Origin of the sequence: Streptomyces sp. NPDC053513 (assembly GCF_044544765.1) — a bacterium.
In the GTDB taxonomy this organism is placed as follows: Bacteria; Actinomycetota; Actinomycetes; order Streptomycetales; family Streptomycetaceae; genus Streptomyces; species Streptomyces litmocidini.
Genome location: NZ_JBITXP010000048.1, coordinates 1 through 14,642 on the forward strand (window position 1 = coordinate 1; position 14,642 = coordinate 14,642).

At 68.1% G+C, this 14,642-nt stretch carries 14 protein-coding genes and 3 pseudogenes; 9 read left to right on the forward strand and 8 right to left on the reverse strand.

The window, feature by feature from the left end; translation table 11 throughout:
• From ACIGW4_RS37660 to ACIGW4_RS37670, 3 genes are all read right to left on the reverse strand, one after another.
• A partial coding sequence (locus tag ACIGW4_RS37660; RefSeq protein WP_399586174.1) for a transposase family protein occupies positions 1 to 376 on the reverse strand: 376 nt, incomplete at its 3' end.
• Between the two features lie 133 nt (positions 377 to 509).
• The gene (locus ACIGW4_RS37665; protein WP_399586175.1) at positions 510 to 968 is read right to left on the reverse strand and encodes a hypothetical protein; all 459 of its coding nucleotides are present in this window, start codon (positions 966 to 968) and stop codon (positions 510 to 512) included.
• 336 nt (positions 969 to 1,304) lie between these two features.
• On the reverse strand, positions 1,305 to 1,787 hold the full coding sequence (locus tag ACIGW4_RS37670) for a hypothetical protein (protein WP_399586177.1): 483 nt from the start codon (positions 1,785 to 1,787) through the stop codon (positions 1,305 to 1,307).
• 808 nt (positions 1,788 to 2,595) lie between these two features.
• Here ACIGW4_RS37670 and ACIGW4_RS37675 point away from each other — a divergent pair.
• Complete coding sequence (locus tag ACIGW4_RS37675) at positions 2,596 to 3,390, forward strand: nucleotidyltransferase domain-containing protein (protein ID WP_399586180.1); 795 nt, start codon at positions 2,596 to 2,598, stop codon at positions 3,388 to 3,390.
• A gap of 377 nt (positions 3,391 to 3,767) precedes the next feature.
• On the opposite strand, the gene ACIGW4_RS37680 is transcribed toward ACIGW4_RS37675, so the two are convergent.
• Positions 3,768 to 4,166: an ATP-binding protein gene (locus ACIGW4_RS37680; RefSeq protein WP_399586182.1), complete on the reverse strand. Its 399-nt coding sequence runs from the start codon at positions 4,164 to 4,166 to the stop codon at positions 3,768 to 3,770.
• 315 nt (positions 4,167 to 4,481) lie between these two features.
• Here ACIGW4_RS37680 and ACIGW4_RS37685 point away from each other — a divergent pair, with 315 nt between their 5' ends.
• Positions 4,482 to 4,976 carry an STAS domain-containing protein gene (locus ACIGW4_RS37685; protein ID WP_399586185.1) on the forward strand — a complete coding sequence of 165 codons (495 nt, stop codon included), beginning with the start codon at positions 4,482 to 4,484 and terminating at the stop codon, positions 4,974 to 4,976.
• A 211-nt stretch (positions 4,977 to 5,187) separates the two neighbouring features.
• Here the strand turns inward: ACIGW4_RS37685 and ACIGW4_RS37690 are convergent, their stop codons facing one another.
• Together ACIGW4_RS37690 and ACIGW4_RS37695 are read right to left on the reverse strand one after the other, a co-directional pair.
• Positions 5,188 to 6,594, reverse strand: a complete 1,407-nt coding sequence (locus ACIGW4_RS37690) for an erythromycin esterase family protein (protein ID WP_399586188.1) — start codon at positions 6,592 to 6,594, stop codon at positions 5,188 to 5,190.
• A gap of 205 nt (positions 6,595 to 6,799) precedes the next feature.
• A pseudogene (locus ACIGW4_RS37695) lies at positions 6,800 to 7,458 on the reverse strand (restriction endonuclease).
• A gap of 19 nt (positions 7,459 to 7,477) precedes the next feature.
• Here ACIGW4_RS37695 and ACIGW4_RS37700 point away from each other — a divergent pair.
• From ACIGW4_RS37700 to ACIGW4_RS37720, 5 genes and pseudogenes are all read left to right on the forward strand, one after another.
• A pseudogene (locus tag ACIGW4_RS37700) lies at positions 7,478 to 7,827 on the forward strand (transposase); the annotation flags it as partial.
• 105 nt (positions 7,828 to 7,932) lie between these two features.
• Positions 7,933 to 8,172, forward strand: coding sequence for a hypothetical protein (locus ACIGW4_RS37705; RefSeq protein WP_399586191.1), 240 nt, complete (start codon positions 7,933 to 7,935; stop codon positions 8,170 to 8,172).
• 19 nt (positions 8,173 to 8,191) lie between these two features.
• Positions 8,192 to 8,626 (forward strand): hypothetical protein, encoded by a 435-nt coding sequence (locus ACIGW4_RS37710; RefSeq protein WP_399586194.1) that lies wholly within the window; start codon positions 8,192 to 8,194, stop codon positions 8,624 to 8,626.
• 989 nt (positions 8,627 to 9,615) lie between these two features.
• Positions 9,616 to 9,954 carry a hypothetical protein gene (locus ACIGW4_RS37715; RefSeq protein WP_398711845.1) on the forward strand — a complete coding sequence of 113 codons (339 nt, stop codon included), beginning with the start codon at positions 9,616 to 9,618 and terminating at the stop codon, positions 9,952 to 9,954.
• 655 nt (positions 9,955 to 10,609) lie between these two features.
• Positions 10,610 to 11,540 (forward strand): annotated as a pseudogene (locus tag ACIGW4_RS37720) (IS5 family transposase).
• 599 nt (positions 11,541 to 12,139) lie between these two features.
• Here ACIGW4_RS37720 and ACIGW4_RS37725 read toward each other — a convergent pair.
• On the reverse strand, positions 12,140 to 12,742 hold the full coding sequence (locus ACIGW4_RS37725; RefSeq protein WP_399586197.1) for a GNAT family N-acetyltransferase: 603 nt from the start codon (positions 12,740 to 12,742) through the stop codon (positions 12,140 to 12,142).
• A 73-nt stretch (positions 12,743 to 12,815) separates the two neighbouring features.
• Positions 12,816 to 13,675, reverse strand: a protein-coding gene (locus ACIGW4_RS37730; protein WP_399586198.1) for an IS5 family transposase whose coding sequence is annotated in 2 segments (ribosomal slippage) — positions 12,816 to 13,324 and positions 13,324 to 13,675 — 861 coding nt in all. Because the reading frame shifts where the segments join, the coding sequence is not laid out codon by codon here.
• A gap of 248 nt (positions 13,676 to 13,923) precedes the next feature.
• Between ACIGW4_RS37730 and ACIGW4_RS37735 the strand changes: the two genes are divergently transcribed.
• Complete coding sequence (locus tag ACIGW4_RS37735) at positions 13,924 to 14,346, forward strand: TipAS antibiotic-recognition domain-containing protein (RefSeq protein ID WP_399586201.1); 423 nt, start codon at positions 13,924 to 13,926, stop codon at positions 14,344 to 14,346.
• A gap of 156 nt (positions 14,347 to 14,502) precedes the next feature.
• Positions 14,503 to 14,642, forward strand: a 140-nt coding sequence (locus tag ACIGW4_RS37740) for a transposase (RefSeq protein WP_399586145.1), incomplete at its 3' end; no start/stop codon positions are given.

The following is a 14,642-nucleotide window of genomic DNA, read 5'->3' on the forward strand; positions in this document are numbered from 1 at the left end:
TGCGGGACGAGGCGCCGGCCTTGCGGTCGCGGGCCGGGATCAGGGTGCCGTCCACGCTCCACAACCGGTCGGTGTCCGCGACCGGCCGCGGAGCCGGCTCGAGCGCCGGCAGCGGCCGGAGCCGCTGGATGATCCGGCAGACCGTGGCGGGCGAGATACCGAACAGTGGCGCGAGCTGCCGCATGGTGAGGTTCGTGCGGTAGTACACGGCCACCAGCAGCACCCGGTCCGCCAGCGGCAGACACCACGGACGACCGCCACCCGGCCTGTTCCCGCTTGGCTCCCGGACCACCTTCACCAGCTTCGCGAACCGGTCCATCCGCAAGCCAGTGAATGTCTCCACCCACACCGCCTCAGCCCGCAACACCCCACCCATACAGGCAAAATGCCCAGAACGAAGCCTTCTGCGACACCCTTTACCAGATGTTCGGCCGCGCCGCCTTCGACCTCCTGCGCAAACGGGTCCTGCTTGCGTGACGGAGCCATGCTGCCGTCCACCGTTGAAACGGCTATACCGGCTCCTCGAACAAGTCGATCCCGGCGGGCTTGCGATCAAGAAGCGGCCCGAGACGCTCCTCCATCGCAGCGAACCACCCGCCGAGGTCCGCATCGGTGTCGTAGAAGAACCAGGAGTGGAAACTTCCCAAAGCATCCAGGTTCAGTGCCGGCGTGTAGCGGAGTTCGCAGCGAACCTGCACGTATTGGTCGTGCTCACTGTCGTCACTGACGTTGAGCTGCCTCGTGAGGTCCACAGTGAACATCGGCCGCCCGCTGGAGACGTACGTGCCGTACTGAAAGAGCAAGCCGTCAGAGTCGGCTTGGGGCGCTGTGTGAAAGCGCATCCGTCCGAAACGCATGAAGGCGAGCCATGCACCCCGAGTCGTCCCCTCGGCCGTCATCGACTGCTCGGCTACCAGCTCGGCACGCAGACAGTCGAGAGCGTCCTTCGACTGCGACCTGTCGGGCATGCCGACTCCCCTCGCTCTGTGGATCAGCACCATAACCTGGCGTGATCGGATCGAATTCAGCCCTGGTCACCGAGCCGTATGCCTCGGTGACTCGCAACGCTCGGTCACTGCTGCACGAAAGCTGAGCCAGAACCAACTGGGGGTCTGGCTCAGTTTCCGTGAAGCCGTGCCGATTGGACTCGTGCCCACCTCTGGGTAAGTCGCCGACCTGCGGGTTCGCCACGATCGCCGGGCTCTGACACCAAGGACCGGCTCGATTTCACAGAAGTTGCGCCAGAGCTCTTTCTCGTACCCAGAGCCAAAGCCCCGGAGCCAGTGCTCCGGGGCTTCTTCGTCTCACAGCACTGATGCCCGCGCTGTTCGGCAGGCGGCGTCGAGGACCGTGCACAGTGTGGCCAGCCCGCCGTCCTCGATGACTGTTCCGGGACTGTTGGCCAGCAGCTTGGGGATCCCGCTCACGCAGTGCGTGATGCCCAGGAGGGCGAGCTGCTGCTCGGGAGTCAGCCAGGCCGAGACCTCCGGCATGGCGTAGATGAGGCCGTTGAGCGTCTCTTCCGTCCTCTCGGACAGCCCTCCCCGGCCGGTTCCCTCGACCCAGGTCTCGTCCCCCGGGTCAAGGGTGGCCATCGCCTCCTCGACCGCGTCCGCGAGCGGACCGACGATCCAAGTCTCGCTCGGTGGCAGCGGCAGGTTCCGGATCCAGGCCGCCGCGCACCGGCCGGCGGCCGCGGCCTGGGTCAGGGCCGCCTGCTCGCCGGTCCACGGCACGCGCGGCTCCGGCTCGACAGCGGGCAGTGGGGGCAGGTGAAAGAGGGGCATGCCGGGGTAACGGCCACAGGCCGTCCTCGGTCACCCCGGCCAGGGCGTTCCGTGACGGCCGGCCGCGCCCGTCGTTCCCCCGACGGAGGCCCTCCGCAGTCTCCGGTGCCGCCCCCGCCGACTGGTGGGTGGTGTATCGGAACCCTGCTGCCGGTTGCTCCCGCGGAGGAGGAGAACGGGGAGCCGAGACACGGAAGGGGGCGTTCACCCCCTCTGGAGCGGGAGACTCGGCCCGGTTCTCTCGAAGCTACGGCGAAGTCGGCGTGGGCCTGCTCGAGGCTTGGCGGTACGCCTCGCGCTTGGTGCAATCGGCGGCGCCCGATAGATGCTGACGAGGGAAGGGGCGTACCCCCTGGGGTCGCCACGGTCGCCACGGTCGGCCCGGTGCGCGGCCGGCCGGGGCGGGCACCCGCAGTGCCTTCTTCAGCCAGGGCACCATCGTGAAGCGGCGGGTGTGGTAGGCGGAGGCGAGCGCGCCACCGCGCGAGCGGCAGGGTGAGCCGGGCTGTGCGTCGCACTTCGGGCAGGCGCGCTGCTCGACGTCGTCAGCGTCCGACCGGTCGATTGGGGAAGGTTGCTGAGGGCCCGCCATGGGACTGGATTTTCGCACCATGCAAGTCTCAGGAGGGGGACTGTTCCACTCTTGAGTAAGAACGGGTTCTGTGAACCCATCCGAGATCAATGAGGGTTTGGCGGACCGTTGTCGACCTCGCTCCGGAAAAGGACCGTTTGCGAGAAATTGGGGTTGCGACGCCAGCCTGACTGAGTGTTACGTTGCTCTGCTTTGCTCCGATCGGAAGGAAAGTAGATGGACGTCCCCTCCTTGCACAGTCGATTCCTTAGCGACGCGCTTCCTCGGATCCGGCAGGATGCGCGTGTGGCCGGCGTGGCGGTCACCGGGTCCATCGTGGGAGGCCGCCCCGACGTCTACTCGGACGTGGACCTGATCCTGGTCGTCGACGACGAGGCGTACGACGCGGTCATGCGGGAACGGCTCGTGCTGATCGGCTCCTGGACCTCCCTGGTGGCCGGATTCACCGGGGAGCACGTCGGCGAGCCCCGTCTGATCATCACGCTCGTCGGGCCGCCTCTCCTGCACGTCGACTTCAAGTTCGTCCGGGCTTCCGACTTCGCCGAGCGGACCGAGGACCCGGAAATCCTGTGGGACCGGGACGGCCTCCTGGCCGACGCCCTCGCCAAGCAGCCGCCAGTCACTCCGGCGTTCGACCTCCAATGGATCGAGGACCGGTTCTGGATCTGGGTGCACTACGGCGCGACGAAGCTCGCCCGCGGGGAGCTGTTTGAGACCATCAGCTTCCTCACCTACCTGCGCGAGACTGTGCTCGGCCCTCTGGCCGCCCGCCGGGTGGGCGCAATCCCCCGTGGTGTACGCCACCTGGAGTCCATCGCGCCCGAAGAGGCGCGCGACCTTCAGGCGACGCTGTGCGGCTACGACCGCCACGAAGCCGGACGGGCGCTCCTCACCGCCGTCGATCTCTACCGCCGGTGGTCCGATGCCGGTGGAGCGATCGTTGAACGTCGCCACCACGCCGAAGAGCTCGCCATGCAGTACCTCCACGACGTCATCGATCAAGGCTGCTGACTGAAGCGGGCTGACGTACCTTCCCACCCTTGCCGGCGCGGTGTTCCATTCTGTCCCGGTACGGCTGGCGGATGGCACCCCGCTCCTTGCCTTTGGCCGGGCATTCCCCGGCCGACCTCAAAGAGCGTTTTGTCCTGGCAGGGGTGTTTGATATCGCCGGGTTGCTTGAGGAGTTCTGCCAGTGCGGGGGCCCGGGCAGGCGATGTCAGTGTCAGGTGAGAGGATCACGAGATATCTCTGCCTCAGCCTGATGATCTGACCTCGCTGGTCCTGCGTACCGACTTCGGTTTGGACATGCTCGATTCCAGGCGCCAGGCGCCAGGCGGGGCGCGAGGGTGCTTCGGGCACGCCCGGTCTGCACTCCCCGACGGACGAGGTCAGCGAACTTGGTCGATGTGGGCGTGCACTGTCTTGCCGTGCCCATCGCTGTGTACGGTCAGTTCGCTGGTCAGACGGGCGACGATGGCCCAGCCCCGGCCGCCTTCACTGGTCGTGTCGGTCGCCCTGGGGCGGGGTGGTTCGGGGCTGGGGTCGCTGACGTCGATGTCGAGGCCGTCCGGCTCGAGAGACAGGTCCAGGGAGCAGGCGCCGCCGGCGTGCCGCACGGCGTTGCTGACCAGCTCGCTCACCACCAGAGTGGCGGCGTCCTCCACCGTCTGTTGCACCCGGCTGCCGGCACACAGGGCCTCCCGGACGAGGCGGTGGACCTCCGCTCTGGCCCGGGCTGCGGCGTAGGGACCATGGACATCGCAGTGCCGCCTGAGGGGGGCCGCCATGATCGATCCTCCTGCCTGTGCGGTCTCCGAAACGGCCTCTGCCCGCCGCTGCCACCAGCCATGCACACGGCGTAGCTGTCTTCGCCCGGGGCGTGGAGCTGTGCTGCCGATGTGCGGCCCCTCCTGCCGGAGGACGCTCCACTCGGAAGCACGACAGGAGGGGTAGTGCCATTATTCGCTTTGTTGTCCGCGTCGGGCGGTGCCGTGAGTCGCCGCCCCGAAGCGCCTGTGCTCCGGCGCGAACATGCGTCGTCGCAGGGTGCGGACTGATAAGAGAAGCCGCTTTGTCCGTGGGTGAAAGCCAGGCGTATTCACATGATCGCGGTTCGTGGTTTCGCGGAGGACGCGGTCCCGCAGAGTCTCCTTGCGCCAGGACCTCACACCCGTAGATCACCCAGCGGTGTCGCGACGGTCACGCGCGAGCCCACCGCCTCCGCCGGGACCTGGCTGCTCAGCGCACGGGGAGAATTCGACGGGGACACCCTGCCCTGCCCGCACGGCGCACTCCGCGTCGTGCGCGCGGCACGGGCCGGACGGATCGCCCTGGACCTGTCGGGGGTCACCTTCGGCGACTCCTCCTTCCTCCAAAAACTCATCGCAGCCCGCCGCCGGCCCGGTCGTCTGCTTCTCGTCGGCCCGCTGGCCGGCCAGATCAGACGACCGCTGGAGCTGACCGGGACGGACCGTGTCTTCGACCTCGCCGAAGACCGCCACAGCGCCGGCCTCGTGTGCTCACCCACCGCGCCGGCGGCACCACCTGGGACGAGCGGCAGACCGCCGAGGCCGCCCGGTTCGGCGCCCAGGCCCTGAGCCTGCGGATGACCGGTGACCGCGATGTCGCCGCTGCGGCCGGGCCACCGGCCATCGCAGTGCGGGGGTGTCCTCACCCTCCGAGGCCGCGGGCTGGTTCGCTGGAAGGACGAGACGGCGAGGGCGGGGGAGCAGCGGGGAACGCCCCGGCGGCGCGGGATGTCGGACCGGCCGACCTTCCGCGCTGCCGCGGCGCCGCACGGGCCCGGTGTTACTTGAGCATGTGAGCAGCCTCTACCTGCTGGAGGTGGATCACGACGTCGTACGACTCCGAGAGCCGGATCCGCGGGGCATCGGCGATCCCGGGGTAGGTGGCGCCGATGTTCTTGACGGTGTGCGGTGCGGCGAGCCAGGTGCGGGCTGTGGCCGGGGTGTTGCGCAGGTCCACCACGAAGTCGCGGTACCGGACCCGGTCGAGGGTGTGTTCGGCGGTGCCGGGCGCGGCCGGGCCGACGGCGAAGCGGTGGACGGCGCCGTCTGCGCCGAAGGCGTTGAACGAGCCGTGGTCGAAGGTGAGGCCGACACTGAGGTAGCCGCCGCCCAGCCGCTCGCGGAGGAAGTCTCCCTGGACCTTCGGGTAGGCGTCGGGGATGTAGGTCTTGAGGGCGATGTGGCCGTTGTGGGCGGCGAGCATGATCTTGTCGCCGGTCTGCTGCTGCCACCAGGCGACGTTCTCCGCCATGACCCGGTCGCGGTAGAGCATGAGGTCGGGGACGCTCTGGGGGTCGTCCCAGTCGAAGGCGAACAGCGTGGTCATCTGATGGATCGCGGTGGCGTGCTGGACGGCCCAGGCATGCGCGTCGGCGTCCGTGCCGGGCCGCTGCTTGAGCAGGCTCACCGCCCGGCCGGTCCGCTCGGCGAGCTCCTTGCGTTCGGCCAACGGCTTCGACAGGTAGTCGTTGACGTACGTCTCGGCATCGGTGGCGGGCCGCAGGCCCCGGTACAGCTCGGTGAGCCGCGGGGTGAGGTCGGGGCGGGCCGCGGCCGCGTAGGCGCTCACCTTGTCGTACAGCTCCGCGCCGGCGAAGCCGCTGTCGTCACCGACGAAGCGGACCGGGTCGTCGGGGTGCTTGACGTTGTACGCGCGGATCCACTGAAGCAGATCGCGGTACTCGGCGTTGTTCCACCACCGGTAGGTGCCCTGGAACTCTTCGTCCATGATCTGCTGCAAGTCGCCCTCGCCGCGCACGAGGTAGGCATCGAGTCGCAGTCCGGTGCTCCACGGCGCTTCGAGGGCGAAGGCCCGGAAGCCCTTCTCCTCCACCAGGTACCGCAAGATGCGGTGCTTGACGGTGACGAACTCGTGCGAGCTGTGAGTGGCCTCGCCCAGGCCCACCACTCGGGCGTCACCGACCATCCGGCCGAACGGGCGCAGGTCGGCCAGATCGCCGCGGGGCTCAGTGGTGCGCAGCGGATGGGCCACCTGGCTCAGGGCCGCCTCGGGGGAACGGAACACAGCAACCACAGCCCCCTCCGGGCCGGTAGGTGCGAAGGCGTCGGCAAAGGCCGATACGGCGGCCGGGGCAGAGGGTGTGGCGGCGGAGGCGGCCGGGACGACGGCCAGGGTGGCACCGAGCGGGACGAGCAGGGCGGCGAGCAGGACCTTGTGCTTGTTCATGGCCCCCACTCTCGCCGCGCGGGAGCACCCCGGACCATCCCGTACACCCCCCGACCGGCCGGGGAGTCAGCTACACCATTGGCGGGCGGGGAACCGGGGTCCTGGCCCCGGTCGTGAACGGCGGGGCAAAGAGGTCGCCTCACCTGGGTTCAGGGATATCGGCGACCGGCGAGACCCGCCCAGGGCTCCTTCGTAAGAGATCCAGTCAGGCAGACGGGGGCCGACGAGGCGGTGGCACGGCCCGCAGCTCCCACAGGGGCCGTGAGCCGCTCGCCCACTTGCCCAGCATGGTGCGGTCGACCAGGTGCAGCGGCTGGGAGCGGGCGAAGTCGAGTGCCGGCTTTGGTGACGAGCGCGACGACGTCGCCCTTGTGTACCGGCCGGCCGGTGCTGTTGAGGGCCTGCAAGGTCCGGGGTGCCCACCGCGGCCCCGGGCAGCCCGGCCCGCCGGTGCTTGCACTGGATCACCCAGCGCCGCCCGTAGGGGTCGGTGGGCTTCACGTCCGCGCCGTTGTCCCCGGCGCCGCCGACCTGCACCGCGTTCGCGCACCCGTCGCGCCGCATCAGGTCCCGTACCGCGTGCTCGAACCGCCGGTGATGCAGCGCGTCCAGCCGCGTCAGCGCGTACCGCAGCCCCTGGGAACGCACCCGCTCCCACCGCGCGTCCCGCCGCCGGGTGACCACCCAGGCCGCCGCCCCGCCGACGAGGAGGACCAGGCCGATGGGGACCCACGGATGGGCGCGCAGGAAGTCGGCCACCGCCGCGACCACGGCTGCCGCGATGTCCAGGCCGCCCAGGGTGAGGAGGAGCTGCTCGGTGCCGTCAGGCTTGCGTGACCGCTGCCGGGCCGGGTGCCGGCTCACCGCCCGTCCCCGTTTCGGTAGCCAGGCCCTGACCTCGCTGGTGAAGGGCATACCGCCGATCCGGTCCCGCCGGGGGCCCGGCGGCGCAAGCCGGGCAAGCTTCACGGCGACAAGGGCTACGACTACTCCCACCTGCGGCGATGGTTACGCGAGCGTGGCATCACCCACCGCATCGCCCGCAAGGGTGTCGAGTCCTCGCAGAGGCTGGGCCGTCATCGCTGGACCGTCGAACGCACCATGTCCTGGTTCGCCGGCTGCCGGCGCCTCCACCGGCGCTACGAACACAAGGCCGAGCGCTTTCTCGCCTTCACCAGCATCGCCTGCACCCTCGTCTGCTACCGCAGGCCCACAGAACGAGATGGCCTCTGAGTACGCGTACTCAGGTGCACGAAGCGCTGAGGGTGGAACCGTGGCCGCGTGGACGCTTACTTACATGCGCCAGGCCGCACCCTGCTACCGCCGGTCATTACCGGGATGGTTCTTCTCATCATCCTCGCGATCCTTCGCAGCGTTGGCTGGCTCTTCTCCTCCAACCACCGGTGCAAGGGCCGGAACAACGCCACGGACTACAACACGCCAGGTGAGGCGATTGCCGCTGGGCTCGCCCACATCGGTGAGGACGTGTATCGCTGGACCGGGCTGGCGGCGGTCGTGGTCCTTGCCGGCATGTGCGAGTGGGCAACGGTCGCCTTCGTAGCCGGCCGACGGGGCTGAATCGCCGAGGGGGAGCGCCTTGCTGATCCTTGACCGAGTGTGCTTTGACCTGTGCCTGACGACGGGAGTACTGCAGATGCGGAAAACGAACAAGCGGAAGGTATCGGCCTTATTGGCCGTGGTCCTGACGGGGGCCCTCTCGGCCTGCGGCGAGCAGGAGCCCGATCCGGAACGGGTCGCGTCCTGGCAAGAGGACTACTGCTCGGACCTGTCGGCCTGGCAGCGGATCACCCACGACCCGCCCGAGAAGGGCTACGGTAACGAGCCCGTACTCACCGCCGCGGCGGTGATCTCCGCGGCAAAGGTCATCGACCGCGAGCATCTCGACCACGCGGGCAGCCACATCCTGTACGACACGGCCCAGGCGGTCTCGCGCAACGATCAGGACGCGGAGAAGCGAGTGTCGGAGTACTGCGCTGCGGTGGGCTTCGAGACGCTGATGAAGTACCTCTAGGGCGAATTGAGGATACGGGCTGCGAAGGAAGGCAAAGGACGCATAGCAGCACATGCTGCGCCCCAGATTTTCCTTCGGTAAACGTGGCCTTCGACGATGCCTGAGCTGTGGGGCACGGTTGATCCCGCCGTCACCACATCGAAGTCCTGCCGCAGGATGACCGCTTCATCATGAGCTTGCAGGAATAACGGCGACAGGGCTCGGAACCTGGCTTCCGGGACGGGACAGGGTGAAGAGAAAGCACTGCCCGACCGTTTGGGTGGTTGGCTTTATCGACGTCACACGACAGCAGCTGTCGACGACCTTGGGAGGCACTCACCGGGCCCGGATCCCGATGTGGACGAGAACGGGAGGCAGCCGCCGGCACTCGGCAACGGCGAGACGATGGCAGCCACCTACGCCCGTAGCCAGCGCTTTTATCCCAGTCTCCGGACGACCAGCACACGGCGTCTTGCTGGCCAGCACCGAGCTGCTGTCCGAAGCCGTCGACATTCGACTCGGGCAACATCTCCCGAACCGTCGGAGAAACGCTGCTCCTCGTCATCGACAGAGCCACCTTCGGTGGGGATCGCCTTCTCTTTGAAGGTCCGCATCCATGGGCTTCACGACCTGGCTGTCATGGGTGTCGGCGGCCGGGGGACCGACGAGGAGGGGCAGGCCGTTCGCGTCCGGCAGGATGTGCGTCGTGGAGCCCGCTTTGCCCGGCCCGCGGGACTGGGGCCGGGGAGTCCCTCTTTTTTGGCCCGTACGTGGGCGGTGCCGAGGACGGCTCGGGAGAGGCTGATCGAGCAGAGACGCATTTGTCGGGTGCCTGGGTGGGCGGGTCGGCACGATGCGTGTTCCTTCGTCCACACAGACCGGTTGGGTCATCGTTTTTATGACGAGATGCGGTAGGGGCCGTTCAGGTGGAGCGCCAGGTGTGCCGCAACCGTCTCCCCTTCCGTACCAGTCGTCTCCTGCAGTGGCATGACGACCAAGGAGGCATTCCCGTGACTGGTGTTCAGGCTTTTACTACGGGTACCGCAGCACTGCTGGACCTTGACCCGTACCGCTTCCCCGCCGCCCTCATCGACGATGCGCCGGAGCGGACGCCGAGTGTCTGCGGCCGTGTGGAGCCCGGCGACCGCCTTCTGCCCGCGCCGGAGCCGGCGAGCCGGCTGACCACTCCTCTCGAGCCGACCGATCGTCGCCGTCTGGAGCTGCATGCAGCTCTCACCGCCGCGGGTATCGCGCCCCTGCCGGGGGACCTGGATGCCATCGAGGCCCTGTGCCAGCTGACCGACACCACCCATATCGCCCTCCGGCGATGGATCAACCGCGCCGTGTGATCAATACAGTGCGGCCCGCCCGGGACGGCACTTGTCGTGGAGACCGGTCGACCGGCCGTCATGGAACCGGACCCGGTACCGGCCGGACTCGTCCTGCCGCGCGAGGTCGCCGTCGGAATCCGGGCCGCGCGGTCGAGCGACTAGGAGCTGTCCCGCCGATCATGGGTTGTGGGAGGATGCCGCCCATGACTTACATCCGAAGGGGCCGTGCCTCGTAGAACACCAGCTTCACTTCGGCCGCGGGAACGCGGCTGGGGTAGGCCCTGGGTGCGGTATCTCGATGTCCCAGGTCTGTCGGGAGCGGCGAATGCCGCTGTCCGTGTGCTCGAACGGGAGCGATTGTCTCCGGGCATCGTGGCGGTGGCGCTGAGCGTGTGGTCCGTGCGCGTCCACGGCACGAGACGCCGGTGGAGACAATGGGAGGCGGAGTTCACCTGCCTCTGCTGCGGCGAGGGTTGGGCCCGGGACAAGCTGCAAGACGCTCTGTTCATGCTTCCGCCAAGGGCCGCCAGCGAACTTCGGGTGCAGGTCGAGCGCCTGGACGCGGTGCTCCTTGGGAGAACGCATCACGAGCCGGCGGAAGACCCGGGGCTGGCGTGGTGGCATCGCAGATGCTGACCGTAGCCATGTCGTCTACTGGTTCGTTGGCTCTTGCGTGACGGGTCGGGGAGATCTGACAGAAGCGGAGTGGCGACGTCTGGAGCCGCTCCTGCCCACGGGCAACAACCGCTGCGGGCGGTGGCGCGATCACCGCAGGTGATCAACGGCATCCTGCACCGGGTGCGAACCGGGGTGCAGTGGCGTGACCTGCCTGAACGCTACGGGCCGTGGAAAACCGTCTACGAGCGCCACCGGCGCTGGTCGGCCGACGGAACCTGGGAACGGCTACTCCAGCAGGTGCAGGCCCAGGCCGATGCCGCCGGTGGGATCGACTGGGACGTCTCGGTTGACTCCACCTCGATCCGTGCCCAGCAGCATGCGGCCGGCGCGCGGAAAGCTCCGCCGCCCGCCGCATCAAAAAGGGCGGCCGCGATGGCACACCAGAGCGGAAGACCGTGGGCGAGACTGTGCGCCCGCCTGGCGGAGGTGGTGCAGGAGGTGAGGCGCTCGGTCGCTCCCGAGGAGGCTTCACCACCAAGATCCACCTGAGTGCCGACGGGCGTTGCCGCGTGCTCTCACTGTTGCTGACGGCAGGTCAGCGGGCGGACTGCGCCCAGCTCCAGCCGGTGCTGGAGAAGATCCGCATCCCCCGCCTCGGGCCGGGCAGACCCCGCAAGAAGCCCGACAGCGTCGCCGCCGACAAGGCATACAGCAACGGGCCCGTCCGGAACTTCCTGCGGCGCCGGGGCATCCGGCACACGATCCCGGAGAAGACCGACAGCCAGGCCGCCCGCCGGCGCAGAGGCTCACGCGGCGGACGGCCACCCGGCTTCGACGAAGAGCGGTACAAGAAGCGCAACACCGTCGAACGGGCCATCAATAAGCTCAAGCACGCCAGAGCCGTCGCCACCAGATATGACAAACGTGGCTATGTCTACCTCGGCACCGCAACCGCTGCGGCGCTGGCCATCTGGCTCAGGACGTGAACTACCGCAGGACCAGGCAGTAGAGTGACCTGCCGAGATCACCACTTCGAAAGAAGAGTCATGCCCCGCAAGACGGCGGCTGCTCTACGTCTGGACGCTGCCTGTCGGTCCCATCTTCGGGACTACCGGCGCCGGTCCTCACAGTTCTCACCCCATACGCGTCGCCAGGCGGCCCGGTTCGAGGCCGAACGCGGCCTTCCTGTCCAAGCGCTCGAACACGCCGTCCGATGCTGGCGGGGCTTCGTGCACCGTTCAGGATGGCCGCTCTACCTGCCCAAACCGCATCTGCCCGGTTACGACATCTGGGACGACCGCTTCCTGATAGAGCGAGCCATCGGGGCTCTCGACAGACGAGCGGCCCGAGAAATCGCGTCGGCCGTCAAAGAAGCCGACGCCGACTTCCTGGCACGTACTCTGCCCGACCCTCACGCTCCGAATGCCTGGCCGTGGTGGCGTCGCAGATGCCAGGACCTGGGCGACATCATGCATGTTCCATCACAGGCGCATGATCGGCCGGACAGCTCCTAGAGCCCGTCTCTTTGATGCCCTGAGGAGTGTGGCGCCTGCCCGGACTGAGCGTTGGACAAGTGCTCCGCCGGTCAGGCGTCCCAGGCGCGAGGACGGGCCAGCTCTTCCCATTCGGGACGGAGTAGCGAGAACACGGCGAGGTCGTGGCGGCGGCCGCGGTGGAGGCAGGCGGCGCGGCTGACCCCTTCCTGGGTGAAGCCGGACTTGGCAAGGACGGCGAGCGCGGGGGTGTTGTCGGTGTGCGTTTCCGCCGTGAGCCGATACATCGGGAGCTCGCCGAAGGCCAGGTCGACCACGGCGTCGAGGGCGGCGGTGCCGTGGCCCTGCCCGCGATGCCGAGCAGCGAGCATCAGCTCGACCTGAGCTGTGCCGTCGGCGATGTTCTGGCCGGTCAGTGCGACGTAGCCGACAGGGACGCTGCTGGGAGAGAGGATGAGGAAGTCGTCACGGTCGTCGTCTTCGATGTCGCGCTCGATGCGCTCGCGCACGGCGGTGAGTGAGCGTGGCCAGATGCCGATCTGATGGGCGGCCACGGGATCGGATCTCCAACTGTGCATGAGCTCGGCGTCGTCTATGTCGAGCGCTGCGAAGCCGACGGACTCGGCCCTCCAGACGAGTTGCCTTTCAGCCTCTGCGTCATGCTCGTCATCTGCAATCCTGATGTTCTCGGTCATAGGCGGATGCTATGGGCCTCTTCGGATAGGGGCCACCAGGTTTCTCCGCTCGGTGGCGCGTCGTCATGCCTGGTCAGCGGCGAGCCCAGATAAGGATGGAAGCCAGGTGGACTGCGGCCTGATACGCGATGGCAAGCTTGTCGGCGCGCATGGCCAGGCCGCGCCACTGCTTGAGCCGGGCGATGCACCGTTCGACGGTGTTGCGTTCCTTGTATGTCTCGGGGTCGAAGCCAGGCGGGCGGCCTCCGACACGGCCTCGGCGTAAGCGGTGGCCGACCTGGTCCGCGGGCTGGGGAATGACGGCCCGGATGCCTCGGCGCCGGAGGTGCCCACGGATCGCGCGGGAAGAGTAGGCGCGATCAGCAAGGACAACTGCGGGCCGGGTTCTTGGTCTGCCGATCCCACTTCGTGGAACCCGGATTCCGGCCATGACCGCCTCGAAGGCCGGCGCGTCACCGGCCTGGCCCGCAGTGACATGGATGGACAGAGGTCGTGCCCGGCTGTCGCTGGCCAGGTGGACCTTCGTGCTCAAGCCGCCACGAGAGCGGCCGAGGGCGTGGTCCTCGGGCTCGGACCGGCCTGGCGCCCCCTTTTCCTGGCTCCGGCGGAATGCTGGTGAGCCCGGCAGACGGTGGAGTCCACCGAAACCGTCCAACCCACCTCGTCATCGGCATCCGCCACTGCAAGCAGCGCCGTCAGGATCCGTGCCCAAGTGCCGTCCGTGGCCCACCTGATCAGCCGTTTGTGCGCGGTCTGAAAGGGTCCGAGCTCCTCTGGCAGGTCGCGCCAGGGTGAGCAGGTGCGGTACTTCCACGCGATGGCTTCCAGGGTCCGGCGGTGGTCGGCCCACCGTCGTCCACGGACCGGATCGGCCGGCATCAGCGGCTCGATCCGGTCCCACATCGCATCGGTGATCACCAGCCGGACAGACATATCCGATCAACTGATCAACCCATCAAAGAGACACGCTCTAAACGCCCCGCTCCGACGGCTCACCGTTCACACTGTGCCTTTCCGCCGCGGGCCGGTCGGGACGGAGCGTTGGAGGGGCCAAGAAATGGTTTGCCGGTCCGATGGCTGTGTGTCACCGTTCGGCCTGGACCGGCAGTTGATCATCGGCGGTCGGTCGATGGCGACAGGTCGGAGGCCTCTCGGGGGTCCATTGGAGAGGTGACGAAACGATGGGAATCGGTGGCGTGGGGAACAGTTATGAGGACGAGTGTCGCCGGTCGTTGGCCGAGGAGCAGGCGAAGAGCCTTGCCGGGACCAATGACTGGGAACATGTGGACAGGGAGCGGGTCCACCAGGACTGGGACGTCCTGTACCGGGAGATCACGGCTTTCCTGGACGGCGGCTCCCTGCCCGGGGACCGGCAGACCCAGGAGCTCGTCCGCAGGCACTTCGACATCGTCTGCCGGTTCTACACCCCCTCCAGGGAGGCCTACGTCGGCATGGCGCTCTTCTACGCCGAGGACGAGGCCATGAGGGCGTTCCACGATTCCTACCACCCCGGGCTGGTGGATTTCCTGGGCGCCGCGATCAAGGTGTTCGCCGAGCAGGGGAGCGGGTTCGCCCCCAGCGCAGGGGCCGAGGCTTCGGCGTAGCCGGGCGGCACCGGCCCGGACATGCATGGGCGGGGTTCAGGCCCAGGGGCTGCCACACCGCACTCGACGGCCCCCCGTCCATCACCCGCGTCAACAACACTGCAGGTCAATACACCTAGAGCGTGTCTCTTTGATCGGTTGGTCGGTTGATCGGATGTGTCTGTCCGGTTAGTGATCACTGATGCGATGTGGGACCGGATCGAGCCGCTGATGCCAGCCGATCCGGTCCGCGGTCGACGGTGGGCCGATCACCGCCGAACCCTGGAGGCCATCGCGTGGAAGTACCGCACCTGCTC